A 16,952-nucleotide genomic window follows, 5' to 3' on the forward strand; every position below is an offset into this window, starting at 1 on the left:
CTTAATAGTTATATAATTCAGCAAACTATGAGGTGTTGTTATGAGCGGAAAACGCTACACAGAAGAATTCAAAATCCAAGCCGTTGAACAAGTCACTAAGCACGGTCATACACTTAACTCTACCGCTGAGCGGTTGGGAGTGAGCTACAAATCGCTTTGCGACTGGGTTAAAAGATATGAAAAGCCTGCAGAGCAACGACAGCAAGAAGATGATCAAAACGCTGAGCTCAGGAAGCTAAAAGCCGAGCTTAAGCGGGTGACCATGGAAAGGGACATATTAAAGGAAGCCGCCGTGTACTTTGCCGGGGAGTCAAAGAAAAGTACACGTTTATAAGCGAGCGACTTCAGCGATACCCTTTGAAAGTGATGTGCCAAATCCTTGAAATCCAACGCAGTGGATTCTATGCGTGGCAGCGCAAGCCACTGAGTTGTCGCGCGAAAGAGGATCAGCGTTTACTCGGTAAAATTAAGCAGTTTTGGCTTGAGAGTGGATGTGTTTATGGCTATCGCAATATCACTATCGATCTTCGAAGTGATGGTGAATCTTGTGGAAAGAACAGGGTTTATCGCTTGATGAAGCAAGCCAATATAAAAGCGGTGCGAGGCTATAAGCGCCACTTAGGCTTTGGTCGAGGTAAGCCTCATGTCGCCGCTCCAAACGTCCTAGACAGGGGATTTAACGTTGATAAGCCAGACCGAGCTTGGGTAACTGATTTCACCTACATCCGGACGCACGAAGGATGGCTATACTTGACGGTTGTCATCGACTTATTTTCTAGGAAAGTGGTTGGTTGGACAATGAAAAGTAGTCCCAAATCTGACCTAGTCATCGATGCATTGTTGATGGCTATTTGGCGTAGAAGACCCAAAAGCAAGGTTCTGATCCACTCTGATCAAGGGGTTCAATATACGTCGGGTGATTGGAAGAGCTTCCTGAAAGCGCACAATATGGAAATCAGCATGAGTCGAAAAGGAAACTGCCATGACAATGCTGTTGCTGAAAGTTTTTTCTCTCTGCTTAAGAAAGATCGAGTAAAGAAAAGAATCTACAAAACCCGCGCTGAAGCGCGCTCAGAGATATTTGATTATATCGAGTGTTTTTACAATCCCAGACGAAATCATGGTACTAATGGTGGACTATCACCAAATGACGATGAAAGACAGTATTTTCAGGAGCTTGAGAGTGTATAGAGTTCTGGGGTCTTACCACCAAGACTCGTCCTCTTTTCTACGCCGATCATGCTTGTCATTCTTCGTGACCGTGAGCTTTACTTGCGGTATTGCCCTTTGGAACGTAGAGATGTTATTCATCTTGCTATGACTCCACATGATTGATGTAATGGTCTTCCCTCGCACTAATCGGCATCGCAATGTGCCAAGATAGCGTTGATAAATCGCCTATCTAAAAACGAGGGAAGACCATGAATAAGTGTAAAACCATTGGTATCGATTTAGCAAAGAATACTTTTTACTTCATCATGTTGGACAAACAGGGTAAGCAAGTTGAGAGAAAGAAATTAAATCGACAACAGCTCATTGGCTATCTCTCGAAGCTAGAGACTTGTGTCATTGCGATGGAAGCATGCGGTACAGCGCATTACTGGGGACGAAAAATAGGCCAGCTAGGGCACTCTGTTGTATTACTTCCCGCTCAGCATGTGAAAGGCTATTTACGAGGCCAAAAGAATGACTATAACGATGCAAAGGCCATCGCAGAAGCGTGTCAGCACGGTGCGATTCGCCCCGTTGCGGTCAAATCCCTAGCGCAGCAAGACGACCAAACTTTTTTGCTCATGCGTCAACACGTGAGTAGTGACAGAAAGCGCTTAATCAATCATGTGAGAGGGTTGCTGGCGGAGTATGGGGTAGTGCTGGCGAGAGGAAGTCAGGTATTGCGTAAATCGCTGCCTTTTATTCTAGAAGATGTTGAGAACGGCTTAACCGACGAATTTCGAGCGCTTTTATTCAGGCAATACACACAACTCGAAAGGCTTGACGAAGAGCTACAGTGGTACGACGAAAGGTTGGCCGAAAAAGTGAAGCAAAAAGACGTTTGTCAGCGTTTGATAAAAGTGCCAGGTATTGGTCCCGTGGTGAGTTTTTCCTTAAGAGCCTGGATGGGAAGTGGTGAGCAATTTAAACGAGGGCGTGATGCGTCAGCAGCCTTAGGTTTAGTGCCCAAGCAATTTAGCACGGGAGGTCGAGAGGTATTGCTTGGCATTACAAAGCGAGGGAATCAGCAGTTAAGGTCATTCGTGGTTCATGGTGCAAGAGCGGTTGTGAGTCGAGCCGATGGCAAAACAGACAGGCTTAGTCAATGGATATTGCGGCTGGTTGAAAGGCGAGGTTTTAACAAGGCTGTGGTGGCGCTGGCGAATAAGATAATCCGTATCGCGTGGGTCATTATCTGTCGAGGAGAAAGCTATAAAGCGCCAGCGGCGGTTTAACAGAAAGATTTAACTAAAGCGTCACACACCAGATATTGCGTAGATAGCAGTTTAGATGAAAAACAGGTAAGACCAGCATATAGGGACCCTGATATACTCAAAGGTTTACCAAAACCGTTAATTTGATAAGGGCTATATGCGCGAAGTGTCATCAAGGCCAGAAGCCACACGAGCTTCACGCATAGGCCGGATATATGAAAGCAACCTGTCCCTTTTATCGACATTGGTATCTTGCCAATAGAGGGAAGACCATATATGAGTAAATAGTGACTGCTTCTTGATATATTCAGTTCAGGCCTTCCCTTGAGTTGTACTTCCTCAAAGTACTATGCCTTCTGCTGACTTCTCATTGCTCATCACACAACATCACTGCTGTATTAGTCTCGACTGAGACAAGCAATAAGATCTCCCGAGGTAAGACGTTGCTCTTTCCCTTGGTCGTGCCTGATTTACCTATACACACTTCCCGTCGAGGCATTGGGCTATTCTATCTATTGCTAGGTTACCCAAGTTGTACTGGCCTACTATCAGGTTTCTGTCCGTCACAACCAAGTTTTGCCATTTGCTTCCTTCAGATTTCACCTCACGGTGAACACCCTTGCATAGGCTAACGGTTCTCGCTCGACTGAGCCCGTAGAGGACTTTCACCTCCTAGATCAACGCCATGCTCGGCGCACAAGCAAAAACGCCCGCTGATTTCTCAGCGGGCGTTCTCTATATTTGGCGGAGAGATAGGGATTTGAACCCTAGATACGCTATTAACGTATGCCGGTTTTCAAGACCGGTGCTTTCAACCACTCAGCCATCTCTCCGTAAGTGCGGCGTAATATACCGACTCCCGATGAGGCTGTAAAGAACTTTTTTAGACAGTCACTTCAAGAACAGCGAACAAGGCACTAAAAGCATACAAAACAAGCAATAAGCCAATGTTATCAAAACATTTTACTCCGTAAACTTTCAACTTCTCGCCAACAACTGAACCAAACTTAACCGCAATAAATATATGTTCAAGCCACCTCGAGCAACTAGAGAATAGTGTGTAAAATATTAACAAGGAGTCTAACTTTCATTCTTTTTTCAACTTGCGACTATATTGATGCGATAAATTAAAAGCAACTAAATATCGCCCGCCAATAAAAATAGTTAAAATACGCAATAAACACCAAAAAATGTGATGGACTAAGTCATTGTTAATAACATTACCATTAAATAACGAAAAGTAATCGTTTTCATTGCCACAGTTATGTCATTCTCGATTAATGCTAACTTAGAATGACCCCGTCAAGACAACCTAAAAGACAAAAACCTTTCAAAACAAAAGCTAAACAAGAAATAGCAGAAACACTAAATCCTCTATGGGTATATCGCCTTTCTTATAATTTCACCATTCACTGGTTTTTTGTGTAAATAACTTCCTTATCATTTACATCCTTAAGTGAGAGAAGATATATTTATAAAACAATTAATAGTTTAATTAACATTCACATATTGAATCTGACCATTCCTCACAAATATACTTCCGCCGAACCCAAAAGTTAAATATATAAAGGCTCGGCTACCATGGATAAAAGTAATTGTTTCAAACTGACTGCAATCGCAACTTCTATCTTACTTGTTGTTGGATGTAATTCATCAGACGGCTCTTCAAATGACAATACCGCTCCAAAGGTCACCCCCTCTACTCCTCTTGTTGATGTCACTTCTCTTGTAGCGGGTGATGCGCAATGCGCAAACGGTGGTGTTAAAGTGAATGCAGGCCTCGATGTAAACAATAACCAGATACTCGATGCAGAAGAAATTCTCACTACAGAAGTCGTCTGTAACGGGCTTGATGGCACTGATGGTCAAGACGGCCAAAACGGTAATGATGGTCAGAATGGGACTGACGGACAAGACGGAACCGATGGTCAAAACGGGACTGACGGACAAGGTGGTACTGACGGAAAAGACGGTTACAACGCCCTTGTCGCGATTGTCTCCGTTGCGCAAAACGACAACACCTGTCAAAACGGCGGTCAAAAAATCTTGGTTGGATTAGATACAAACCGCAATAACATTTTGGATAAGTCAGAAGTCAGCAAAACCAGCTACATGTGCAGCAACGGATCATTAGTAACCGATGCACCTATCGTCAACGCTATCACTATCTCTAACAGCATTGTTGCTCCAGGTTCAACCGTTGAGATTGAAGCAACGCTCACCAATGTCACCGCACAAGATACTGTCGTCTGGACAGATGTAAACGGCAACGTTATCGCACCAATGGATGCTGCAAATCCAAACAAAATTTCGGTGACTGTCGGCCAAGCAACGGGACAAGAAACATACACGATATCTGTTGAGCGCACGAACGCGGATGGTTCGGTCGTGATTCAATCACAAAATGCGGTTGTGACTGTCGGCCAGCAAGCTTCTCAAACACAAGCCGTCATTCTAGATACGCAACAAGTCTTCTTACCTGAAGGCTACACAACTACCCCTGTGACTGGTGATATTAAGGGTACAATCATCTATGCAGACCCAATCGCTACAGCAAGTAGCCTGACACGTAATATCACGACACCTGAAAACGTTGAAATGGTAGGCTTTGTCGCCGAACGTCCATCTCTGAGCCATGGTTCGACCGCAGAAAGCATTCTTAATACGACGATGAGCAACGTGTCGAACACACTAACCAATGGGACCGTGTCTCAGTTCTCTCAAACCGTGCTTGCCAATGGTGATGTGTCCGCTAGCTATAACATCCAGCTCGTTTCAGGGGCAGAGAAAACGGCAACAGAAGTACTCAATGAGATACTTACCCAAATGGCAGCCAATAAGGCCTCTGGTACTGCTGACGCCTTAATCCCTGCTGCGACGGAAACTGCAGTCAATGAATTCCAGCTCGATATCGCTCTTTCGTACGATAGTACAACCGATACAGTTGTGATGACTTCAACCTTGGTTGCAAAAGGCAAGTATGCGCTTTACTCCGATTTAATCACTGCGACAACGTCAGAAAATGTGAAATCATCGGTTTCTGCTACCTTAGAAACTCAAAACGATAGCTTTACTGCCTTGAACCAACAAGCGTCAAAAGCGGACTTCCTCTTCGTCATTGATAACTCTGGCAGTATGTCAGACGAGCAAGACGAAATTAGCCAGCTAACAGCGAGCTTCGAAAACCGCATCGCAAACGCAGGCATCGATTTCCAAGTCGGTACCATTACAACAGATTCAACAACACTGCGCGGCAATGGCTTCACGAACGACCCAACACAGATTGCTTTGGACTTTAAACCTGGTATTAATGGAAATACTTGGGAGCGTGGTATTCAAATGTCTGAGTCAGCTCTTCGTTCAGCCACCCTCGGCGACAGTGCCGATGGTAGTGTTACTGCCGCAGGCTACCCGCGCGCTGGCGCTTCGCTATCAGTCGTCATCATGAGCGATGAAAGAAGCCAATACGCTGGCAACTCCTTCGATGTTAATAACAACCTCTTTGTAGAAAGAGGCTATCGTGTATACGCCATCGTTGATCCTGATGATGCCGATCGCAGCCAATATGATGATTTAGCCGTCAGTACTTTCGGCCAAACCCTGAACATCACTGCGATGACTGAATACGACACCTTTATGGATACGATTGCTAACAATGCAGGCGCAACGAGTGCAGGCTATAAGCTCACCCTCGCTGAGAGCCATAAAGTTCTGGCATCATCTATCTCTGTGAATGTAGAAGGAAACCCAGTTACTCGTAATACCAGCGATGGTTGGCAGTACTATCCGTTATCGGGATCCATCGTATTTACAGGTTCGGCTATCCCAGCAGAGGGCGAAACCATCACAGTTGCCTATCAATACGTAGAAGAGAACACCACGCAACCCGTTGCCAACTAAACGATCAATCACGAAATATTCAAGTAGGAAAGAAAAAAGGAACGCCACGGCGTTCCTTTTTTATCAAGCAAAATACTTTACGATTACTTCATCGCATCCCATAAATCACTGACCCATCCCCCCGCGTGCTCATCAAAATGAGAGTTAGCAAAAGGGGTCATCGATGGAGGTGGCCGACTCTCTCGTTGTTCGAGGATCTGAGCAATATGAAGAGACATTTCATCCGGACTCGTAATACGCTGTCGGCGTTGTGCGACCTCTTTGATCAACTGCAGACGATATGATGAATTCATCTTTTTCATAGTGGCATCCTCTTCGTGGGTGAGTCATGCCATAAAACTTAGGATCTGGTCAATAAATAGTCAACCAAACTTCATCTAACTTCCATCAAACCGCAACAATTCTCATACTAGAGATAAAAAAATCTAGCCAAAAACAGACACTTCTCCAGACACAACCGCAGTATCGAAGATAATCATGTTACGTCCTTGATTTTTCGCCTTATATAATGCGACATCGGCGCGCGAGAACCACCGGCTAAAATCGTCATCTTGGCGATAACCACTCACACCAATTGAGGCAGTGCAACTGACTAAACGTTTTTCCGGTACTGCATCCTTATGCTCTTCAACACAGGTTTGCCGAACCGCTTTCTGGATGGCTTTCACTTTCATCAAAAGTTCAGGGTGAGAATCGGCACTAAGAATCATCGCGAACTCTTCACCGCCAATGCGAGACACTTTGTGATAGGAATCAAACAGGGTACTCAAGGTGCTGGCAACGGCCCTCAACAGCGCATCGCCAGTCAAATGACCGTAAGTATCGTTGACTTGCTTAAAGTGATCGAGATCGATCAATGCTAAATAGTGGTGATCTTGCCGATAAGGGCGATGGTGGCAGTTCATACGCTCCATGAGATAACGCCGATTCATAATTCCGGTCAGCTCATCGCGCAAAGCGAGATCTTTTAACTTTTCTTCGCGACGAACGGTATCTGTGACAACCGAAATAAAGGTACACATGGCTTTATGACCATGCCAATCGACAACCGAATCCGTAATTTCAGCGAGCTTGGGCACCCCGTTTATATCGGTGTGCTCTATCACCATAGGCGCACTATCCACTTCATCATTGATGACGGCTAAATAGCGTGCTTCAGCCTCCGCCCAATGCTCTTTAACAAACAACGTTTTTAGACTCGGCAACGTTAATACGTCTGTTGCACTCGAAAAACCACTAAATTCAGCAAATGCATCATTCGCATACACTGGCACGAAATTTATGTGCACAACACATGGGTTGGGATGTTTATCGATAATCGATTTGAATACCGTCAAAAAGGCTACTCCACTATTCCTTTTGCGAATTTCAAGCCACTATGCAAATCGTTAGTGTGCACAATGTTTTGTGAAGTTTATCGCCTTTTTTATCACTTATTCAACAGTTAGACAGTGAAATTCGTTGTTCTTTATCACTAAAATAAAAAAAAGCTCGGCAATGCCGAGCTCCTATATTTCCTCTTAAGCATAGTACCTAGGAGACTGACCATTGCGACAGAGAGCGTTTGAAATCTTGATAGTCAAACTCATTTAATTTCTCAATCTGGCCGCTGGTACGCTGGCAGTAGACAGATGGCATACGCAATCCATTAAACCAGTTTAATTTCACCATGGTATAACCAGCACTGTCCATCACATGGAGGCGCTGACCTATCTCGAGTGGCGCATCAAATTTTGCAACGCAGAATTGATCTCCTGCTAAGCAAGAACAGCTACCAATCACATACTCGTGCTCGCCGTCATCGTTTGCTTCACGAATGGATGCTGGCTCATCGTAAATTAGCGTATCTAATCGATGCGCTTCTGTTGCTGAGTCAACAATCGCTGTTTTCATGCCGTTCTCAACCACATCCACCACAGACACAACGAGATCAGTGGTTTTAGTGATGATAGCTTCACCCGGTTCTAAATAGAGCTGAACACCGTGGCGATCACCAAAGGCTTTTAAGGCGTGCGCTAGCCGCTCAAGCTCATAGCCTGGCCAGGTAAAGAAAATACCGCCGCCTAAGCTCACCCACTCAAGTTTATTTAAATGCTCGCCAAACTGGGCAGAAATACGATCAAGTAATGCGATCAGAGCATCGACATCTTTATTCTCACAGTTCATGTGGAACATGGCACCGTTAAGCGTATCAAAGACAGTTGGATCAATATGATCCGCTTGAACACCCAGACGTGAGAATTTTCTTGCCGGGTCCGCCAAATCTTGTCCCGCACAACTCACACCAGGATTCAGACGAAGACCGAGCTGCGCTTTCCCTTCAACAAGATGACGGTGAGCCTTAAGCTGCGACTGAGAGTTGAAAATCATCTTGTCGCAAATATCCGCGACCTCTTTCACATCCTCTTCGCTGTAACCCACACTGTAAGCGTGTGTCTCACCACCAAAGGTTTCGTATCCAAGCCTCACTTCAAATGGACCAGAGCTCGTGGTGCCATCGAGGTAGGGCTTGATGATGTCAAACACTCCCCACGTTGAAAAACACTTGAGTGCTAATACCAACTTGACGCCAGAAAGCGCTTTTAGCGTTTTTGCTTTCTCCAAGTTTTCAATCAACTTTGCTTCATCAATCATGAAGTAAGGCGTTTTTAATTCATTCACTTGCATGTCTGCTACTCTATGCTGCCTTTCAACCGCTTGGGTTGAGATACAATAAAACAGAGCCAGCTCAATGGCTGGCTCTTAATCCTAATGGCTTAACCGAAACTTAGTCTTTATTCAAAATCTGAATTTCAGGTGCTTTCACTTCAAGCTCCTGAACATGCCAATCTAGGCCAATCTCTGGCATCTTTTCTAGGAACGGGTCTGGGTTCAGTTGCTCCATGTTGAAGACACCTTTACCTGCCCACTCACCTTTGAAGTACATTAACGCAGCAGTGATCGCTGGTACACCCGTGGTGTAAGCAATCGCTTGATGCTCAACATCTTTATACGCCACTTCGTGATCAGCATTGTTGTATAGGAAAACGCTGCGCGGCTTACCGTCTTTAGTGCCTTGTACCCAAGTACCAATACAGGTTTTACCTGTGTATCCCGGCGCTAACGACGTTGGATCTGGTAAGATCGCTTTTAGTACTTTCAATGGCTCCACAACAGTACCATCTTGTAGTGTCACAGCATCTGGGCTCAGCAGGCCAATATCACGCATACAGTTGAAGTAGGTCAAGTAACGATCACCGAATCCCATCCAAAACTCGATACGTTTGGCTGGAATAAACTCACGCATAGAGCGTACTTCATCGTGTGCCATTGAATAGACTTTGTGCGAACCAACGAGTGGGAAATCAAACTCCATCATACGCGTGTGACAAGGCACTTGTTTCCACTCTTCATTTTCCCAGTAGAAAGAGTCGCCTTGGATTTCTAGCATGTTGGTTTCTGGATCAAAGTTGGTCGCAAACTTCTTACCGTGATCGCCCGCATTGACATCCATCACATCGATAGTGTCGATCTCATCAAAGAGATGTTTTACCGCGTAGGCTGCAAATACAGACACGACGCCCGGATCAAAACCTGCACCAAGAATACCCGTAATGCCCGCTTCTTCGAACTTGTCACGGAATGCCCACTGTGGATCGTAAGCCTCAGGCACCTGTTGACCTGGGCTACAAAGGTCCGTCGCCACTGACGTATCAAGGTAAGAAGTTTTGGTGCGGTAACACGCTTCCATAATCGCCACGTTAACCCACGGAGGGCCAGCGTTAACAACAAGATCGGGTTTTACGTCTTCGATCAACGCAACCAATGCATCGATGTCATCTGCATCAACAGCACGAGATTCCAGCTTCTTCGCCGGATCTTTCATGTTTTCACGACCTTTGATTGACTCAATGATCGCGTCACACTTCTTCACAGTACGAGAAGCGATGGTGATATCACCCAGAACATCGTTGTTTTGTGCTGCTTTATGTGCGATTACCCAACCAACACCACCAGCACCGATTTGTAAGATAGACATGTAAACTTATTCCTTGGTTACGCCAGCGAATCCGCTAGCTGAGTTAAATTATCCAGCAGCTCTCGGAAGTGTTCGAGAGTCAGACATGGGTTTAACAAAGTAAATTTGAGTGCAGTTTGACCTTTGACCGTCGTTTCACCCAGTACTGCCACACCTTGCACCAAAGCTTGCAGGCGTAGCTTTTTATTCATCGCGTCAACGTCATTCAACTTGCCGTTGTTGAATCGGAACAATACCGTAGACAAGTTAACGTCAGAAAGTAGCTCGTAGTTCGCATCCGCTTTGACCATCTCTGCCACATCTCGGGTTTGCTGCAGCAAGTGATCGTACATTTTACCCAATTCAGCTGGGCCAATGTTTTGCATGGTCATCAATAACTTCAATGCGTCGAAGCGTTTGGTCGTTGCCATGGTTTTATCGACCAAGTTTGGCAAGGTATCTTCTTCACGATTTAAATAGTCGGCATGGTGAAGCAGATATTTAAAGTTGGCTTTGTCTTTCAGTAAGAAGCCACCACAGCTGATTGGCTGCCAATAAAGCTTGTGGAAGTCCACTGTTAGCGAATCAGCGCGCTCAATGCCTGCAAGGCGCGATTTCTCGCTACTCATGATCAATGCGCCGCCGTAGGCCGCATCGACATGAAACCAAATGTCATTCGCCTCGGCAATATCGGCAATCACATTGAGATCGTCGAGCGCACCGTGGTCTGTGGTCCCCGCCGTGCCAACAATCACAAACGGGATCAATCCTTGCGATTTCAGGCGATCAACCGTTTCTTGGAGCTTTTCAGTGATCATTGTGCCGTTCTCACGGCTTTCAACCGTCACAACGGCCTTCATCCCTAAGCCCATTAACGCTGCCGTCTTCTGCACCGTAAAGTGGGATTTTTGCGAGCAGATAATACGCAGCTTGCTGCCGTAATCTGGGAGGCCATCTTGCTGTATGTTGTGACCAGATAGCTTATCGGCAATCCAATCGCGAGCGATGATCAAACCCATCTGGTTCGACTGGGTGCCACCCGCGGTAAACACGCCGTCACTCTGCTCACCAAAGTTGTATAGATCGCACAACCAGTCAACAACACGTTGTTCCACATAGGTCGCCGCACTCGCTTGATCCCATGAGTCCATCGACTGATTCAACACGGAAATGAAAACTTCAGCGGCCAGCGAAGGCAACAGAGGCTGCGTGTGCAAATGCGCGATACAGTGTGGGTGCTGAACAATGATCGAGTTTTCACTGATCAACGCCCCGGTTTCAGCAATCACCGTTTCGAGGGCATCGCCGCCCTCGAGGTTAATCGCGTCAATTTTGGCTTTCAGCGTCAACGGATCCATACCCGAATAAGGTTTGTCTACCTTTTCGAAAACTGACTTAATCACCTGTGAGCTTTGTACTAAAGCCGCTTCTAATTGGTCAGCACCGCCTTGTCCTGCATGAACGAAGTGATGCTTCCACGGAGAATGTTGCGTCATCTTTACTTACTGCCTTACTCTGCGGTTGCCAATATTGCTTCACGCATCGCGTTGACAGCAAAATCAATCTGCTCAAAGCTAATGATCAAAGGGGGAAGGAAGCGAATAACACTGCCTTGACGCCCGCCTTTCTCGACAATCAAGCCGCGCTTCAAACACTCACGTTGGATTGCCAACGTACGCTCTGGATCGGCTTCAGGCTCACCTAACTTATTTAGTACGGCGTTGCCCTTGACGATTTCCATACCCAGCATCAAACCACGGCCACGCACTTCCGCAATACACCCTGTTTCAGCAGCAACAATCTCCAGTTGCTCTTTTAGGTATGCCCCTGCGTTCGCAGCATGCTCGACAAGACCATCGCGGCGGATAATCTCCATTGCTTTTGCGCCCGTTGCCATCGCCAATTGGTTGCCACGGAAGGTTCCCGTGTGCTCGCCCGGCTTCCAACTGTCTATATCTTTGTGGAACACCAATAGTGACATGGGTAAACCGCCACCCACGGCTTTAGACAGGCAAAGGATATCTGGCGTGATGCCCGATTCTTCAAACGCAAAGTTGGCGCCAGTTTTACCAATACCACATTGAATTTCATCGAAAATAAGCAAGATGCCATGCTCTTTAGTAATACGACGCAGTTCACGTAGCCAAAAAGCTGGGGCAGGAATCACACCGCCCTCACCTTGTACAGGCTCTAAAATGATGGCTGCTGGCTTCTGAATGCCGCTTTCATCATCATTCAATACACGCTCGATGTACTTAATTATTTGCTCAGCACCTTTATCACCACCGATACCGAATGGGCAACGCAGGCTGTATGGGAATGGGAAAAAGTGTACGTCAGACATTAATCCCTGACGGCGCGCCTTGGTTCCCAAATTGCCCATCATCGCCATAGTACCGTTGGTCATACCATGATAGGCACCATGGAAAGCAACCATGGTGTTACGACCTGTGGTTTGCTTGGCAAGTTTAATCGCCGCTTCAACGGCATCAGCACCAGAAGGACCACAGAACTGAACTCGCGCGTTTTGAGCAAATTCAGTAGGCAGGAAGTTCATCACTTCCTTGATAAATTTGTCTTTCGCAGGTGTGGTCATGTCCAGCGTTTGATAAGGAAGACCACTGTTCAGTTGTTCTACAATCTCTGCGTTGATTTCTGGGTGGTTGTAACCCAGCGCTAACGTACCCGCGCCAGCCAGGCAATCGAGGAAAAGTTGGCCGCGAGTATCTTCTACAAGCACGCCTTGCGCTTTTTTAATCGCAAGAGGTAGACGACGAGGATATGAGCGCACTTCAGACTCATAGTGCTCCTGACTTAGGAGCAGTTCATCAGGCGTTAAATCATACAGTTCATTCACCACAGGCACATTGGTGGTCGACAATTGGTCTTCTGAACCAAATGGAAGTACATTAGTCATGGCAGTATCCAAAAAAATACAACATAAAGGCACCAGCTTCAGGGAAACTGATGGACGCTTTTTCAGCTACTTAAATTTTGCTGACAGGATTAGGTGACCGGATCGATCAAGGCTCAGTAATGATACTGTAAGGGAGAATGAGCAAACTGGTGTTAATTGACGCAATTATACTATTCATGTTGGGTTCCTCAACTCGTCACTCTCTGGTTTGCCCTCAGTGAGTGAAATCAATGCCCTTCTATTTGCAGCCCCATGCCGCAAATACCTACGGTTACGACGCCATTTTTAGTGCCGTAAATGCTATCTGCTACGCCGGATTTTGATTGCCCGACAAAAAACAGCGCGAAAATATCACAGCTTTATCAGCAAAGATAGCGTTTTTTAGCTCAAAGATAGAAAAAAATGAGGCCAATATGAAACCTATCAATACCTGTCGCCGCCTCGGCTAAAAACGCACCAATCATTGAGTGGCCAAGTCATTAATAAAACGCTAAATAAGTATTTAAACAGGATCGGTCGTGTAACGTGACTCGAGTGTAATTTTACAACACCATACAGCAATGTATATACATTTAATCTGTAAGCAAATTTGTACTTACCCGCTTAATGCCCGAACTTAGCCACGTTCTTGCTGCGGTAAAATGGGGGAATAGCCACTGCTTCTTAGCCAAGAGATAAACTCCGCCGCAGGAACCGGACGGCTAATGTAGTACCCTTGCACATATTCACAATCAAGGTCTTCCAGCCAGGTGAGTGCTTCTGCCGTTTCTACACCTTCTGCAACAACAGAAAGGCCAAACTGGTGGGCAAGCTCGATAGTCGAAGAGCAAATCGTTTGATCAGCACGATTCTCGATCACTTCAGAGACGAATGCCTTATCCACTTTCAACTCATCAACTGGCATGTTTTTCAGCTGCGACAATGAGGAATATCCTGTGCCATAGTCATCGATAGAAAGACTGAAACCCTGACCTTGCAAGGCCTCTAACATCGCAATCGCTCCCTCTGGGTCGTCCATCAACGCACTTTCCGTAATCTCGAGAGATATCGCACTTGTCGGCAGGTTCGCCTTCTTCACCCTATCAGCAACCTTCAGGTGAAAGCCGTCTTGCTTGAGATTCTCCGCTGAAATATTGACAGCAATGACCATATCAATACCTTGCTGACGCCACTCCACCAGTTGGTTTATCGCGGCCTCTAGCACCCAGTCGGTTAGTGCGTTTATTTGCCCCGTTGACTCAGCAATGCCAATGAACGCATCTGGCGGCACCATTCCTCGCGTTGGATGCTGCCACCTCACCAAGGCTTCACAGCGAGACACCTGTTTTGAGCGCAAATCGAGCTTGGGTTGATAAAACAGCACTAGCTCAGACGATTCAATCGCTTGAGTGAGATCATGCGTGAGTTGCACACGACTCAATGCATCTGCCGCCATTTCAGTTTGAAACTCGAGAGAGGGCAGTTTTTTCTTCAGCGCTTGTTGAAGCGCAATACCCGCATTATGAATAAGAACATCAGACATTTGACCGTGTTGAGGATAAATACTGAATCCACCGACCATATGTGTTGATAACGTCGTGAGATGGAGACTACACAAGTTCTGAAATGTCATCTCCAACTGCTGCGTGAGCAAAGCAATGTCATCTTCAGCAGGAATCAGAATCGCAAACTCATACGCCGCCAATTGATACAACACCACATTAGGAAAGCCCGCCTCTATGCGCTTTGCGACCGAAAGCTGTAACTCTTCACCGATATCACTACCCAGACTGTAATTAATCTCATCATAGTCAGTGAGGCGAAAACGCATTAACACGAGCGAACTGTTCTGCGACATCGCAATAGGTAGGTCAACATCCAACTGTTGGCGATTAGGTAACTTGGTCACATCGGTATGACAAGCGCGGTAACGGATCTCTTCTTCTCGTTCCGCCACTGCCTGCTGCATAATACTAAACTCAGTCGCGAGTTGGCCAAGCTCATCTTTGCGCTCAACTTCGATAATGTCATTTTGTTCTCCACTGGCAATACTTTTTGCTTGCTGAACCAACGCCCGCAATGGCTGAACAATCCTTTTCGCTAATACAAACGCTGCGACAAACGAGACCAGAACGGTGGATGCAAACAACAGCATCACGCCAACCCAACGCTCTTGCAACGTGCCGAGAAAATCAGAGCGATTGTCAAACAGTAAAGCGACCAGCTGAGTGCCATTCATTTCGCCAATGGGGATAGTTTGAGCAACATAGTTCGTCGCGGTATCTGTCATTACCGCTTGCCACATATCAGCATACTGAGTTTGAGGCCCAATCGTATTCGTGTCACTGTCGGCAAACCTTGTCCACTCGCCCGCCTCGCGCATCAAAAAGTTGGTTGTCATTCCTGTCATTGCACTTAAGTGCCTCGCCAGTTCACTATCAACGGCAAAGCCAAAGCCCAACCAAGCAATCACATCCGCGCCAGCGCGGACCGGCACTAAATGCAGTTGAAACACGCGCTCATCAAAACCATAGTAAAGATTGGCATTTTGCTGGTTAAGCAGATCGGGATATCGAAATAGCAAGTCAGTCTCTTCACCCACTCTGACGCGTTGACTGGCAGGCTCAACAATCAACTGCCCAAACACTCTACCGCTTTTGTTCACGGCTATCGCGATATCTGCATCAATACGTTGGCGATGATTATTTAATGCAACGAGAAAACTGCGTCTATCTTCAGCAATGACTTGCTTTAAACCGAAATCTTGCGCGGCCGTCTCCACGAAAGCTTCTAAATAACGCCCACGCTGTTCAAATTCCGCCTCGAACACTGATTTTGCCGTTTGAAGGTGATACTGGGTGCGCTCCTGTTGCGCATCCGCATTCATGGTGTATAGCGTGACAAACGCCACGCACTGACAAACCGTTATCAAGCCAATAAACGCAAGTAATATTTGGCTTCGAAGACTCTTAAACGCCACCTAATACCCCCCTGCTCTCATTGCCCGTTCAAAATAGATATCACTAGACGACTCTTGAGTGGGAATAGGCAACATCTCCATGGTCGCTTGCAAACGGACGGCAGGCTCTGTTGCCCACGAGACAGTCAAGCTTTCTTGCAGTTGAGGGTGCCAAGCCGTGATATCAGCCTGATCAACACCATCTGGCACAGCTAAGGTAACTTCTCCGTTTTTATCTGTCTGAGCAAACACTGGCGATGTCACCACCCGTATGTAACCACTCATCCAATCATGAATGTTGCAGCCCATCGAAACCGCACCAGCCTGCTCAAATTCGATATCTTCTTTACGTTCACCCGCTTTTAGGCGAAACGAGAACGCGGCAACATCGGAAAGGGAATATAAGTGATGGGAAATACTGTCTTCATTCTTAAACACCACATCAGCACCTTGCGGCACAGCGAGTATGTAAGGGGTAAACGCTTTGTCATACTGGCTAACAACATAGGTTTTAGGTATGGGAGAATATGCATTCAGCTGAGGCGCAACCATTTCGACAACAGCGCCCACGATCGCTTTTCCAGAAACATCCACGACAGATACAGTTACTTGTTGCGCCGATACACTAAAGCCACTCATTAAAACCGCACATAAGATCACTCTTTTCAAGGCACACCCCCTTCCGAAATATACCTTTAAAAGATAGCAACCCCAGTCAGACTTGTTGCAAAAAGTATGTTTAAGACTGTCCCAAATGATAGAAGCAACAAAAAA

9 protein-coding genes, 1 tRNA gene and 1 pseudogene are annotated in these 16,952 nt (G+C 46.2%); 3 read left to right on the forward strand and 8 right to left on the reverse strand.

What is annotated here, in order from left to right; genetic code table 11:
* The first annotated feature begins 40 nt into the window (after positions 1 to 40).
* Both TSUB_RS10105 and TSUB_RS10110 read left to right on the forward strand, forming a co-directional pair.
* Positions 41 to 1,191, forward strand: a protein-coding gene (locus TSUB_RS10105; RefSeq protein ID WP_221274519.1) for an IS3 family transposase whose coding sequence is annotated in 2 segments (ribosomal slippage) — positions 41 to 278 and positions 278 to 1,191 — 1,152 coding nt in all. Because the reading frame shifts where the segments join, the coding sequence is not laid out codon by codon here.
* A gap of 230 nt (positions 1,192 to 1,421) precedes the next feature.
* Positions 1,422 to 2,447 (forward strand): IS110 family RNA-guided transposase, encoded by a 1,026-nt coding sequence (locus TSUB_RS10110; protein ID WP_221274520.1) that lies wholly within the window; start codon positions 1,422 to 1,424, stop codon positions 2,445 to 2,447.
* A 721-nt stretch (positions 2,448 to 3,168) separates the two neighbouring features.
* Here TSUB_RS10110 and TSUB_RS10115 read toward each other — a convergent pair.
* A tRNA-Ser gene (locus TSUB_RS10115) sits at positions 3,169 to 3,259 on the reverse strand.
* Positions 3,260 to 4,007: 748 nt separating this feature from the next.
* Here TSUB_RS10115 and TSUB_RS10120 point away from each other — a divergent pair.
* Entirely contained in the window at positions 4,008 to 6,326 is a 2,319-nt protein-coding gene (locus TSUB_RS10120) for a DUF7151 family protein (RefSeq protein ID WP_087024409.1), read from the forward strand.
* Between the two features lie 83 nt (positions 6,327 to 6,409).
* Here TSUB_RS10120 and TSUB_RS10125 read toward each other — a convergent pair whose 3' ends face one another.
* From TSUB_RS10125 to TSUB_RS10155, 7 genes and pseudogenes are all read right to left on the reverse strand, one after another.
* Positions 6,410 to 6,628: a hypothetical protein gene (locus TSUB_RS10125; RefSeq protein WP_087024405.1), complete on the reverse strand. Its 219-nt coding sequence runs from the start codon at positions 6,626 to 6,628 to the stop codon at positions 6,410 to 6,412.
* A 123-nt stretch (positions 6,629 to 6,751) separates the two neighbouring features.
* Positions 6,752 to 7,663 carry a sensor domain-containing diguanylate cyclase gene (locus tag TSUB_RS10130; protein WP_087024403.1) on the reverse strand — a complete coding sequence of 304 codons (912 nt, stop codon included), beginning with the start codon at positions 7,661 to 7,663 and terminating at the stop codon, positions 6,752 to 6,754.
* Positions 7,664 to 7,859: 196 nt separating this feature from the next.
* Complete coding sequence (gene nspC / locus TSUB_RS10135) at positions 7,860 to 8,993, reverse strand: carboxynorspermidine decarboxylase (protein ID WP_087024400.1); 1,134 nt, start codon at positions 8,991 to 8,993, stop codon at positions 7,860 to 7,862.
* 100 nt (positions 8,994 to 9,093) lie between these two features.
* Entirely contained in the window at positions 9,094 to 10,344 is a 1,251-nt protein-coding gene (locus TSUB_RS10140) for a carboxynorspermidine synthase (RefSeq protein ID WP_087024399.1), read from the reverse strand.
* Positions 10,345 to 10,361: 17 nt separating this feature from the next.
* Positions 10,362 to 13,240 (reverse strand): annotated as a pseudogene (locus TSUB_RS10145) (diaminobutyrate--2-oxoglutarate transaminase family protein).
* Positions 13,241 to 13,856: 616 nt separating this feature from the next.
* A complete protein-coding gene (locus TSUB_RS10150) occupies positions 13,857 to 16,199 on the reverse strand; it encodes a putative bifunctional diguanylate cyclase/phosphodiesterase (RefSeq protein WP_087024397.1) in 2,343 nt (780 codons plus the stop codon).
* A complete protein-coding gene (locus TSUB_RS10155) occupies positions 16,200 to 16,847 on the reverse strand; it encodes a cupredoxin domain-containing protein (RefSeq protein ID WP_159064993.1) in 648 nt (215 codons plus the stop codon).
* Between the last annotated feature and the right edge of the window lie 105 nt (positions 16,848 to 16,952).

The organism is Thaumasiovibrio subtropicus (assembly GCF_019703835.1).
Taxonomy (GTDB): Bacteria; Pseudomonadota; Gammaproteobacteria; order Enterobacterales; family Vibrionaceae; genus Thaumasiovibrio; species Thaumasiovibrio subtropicus.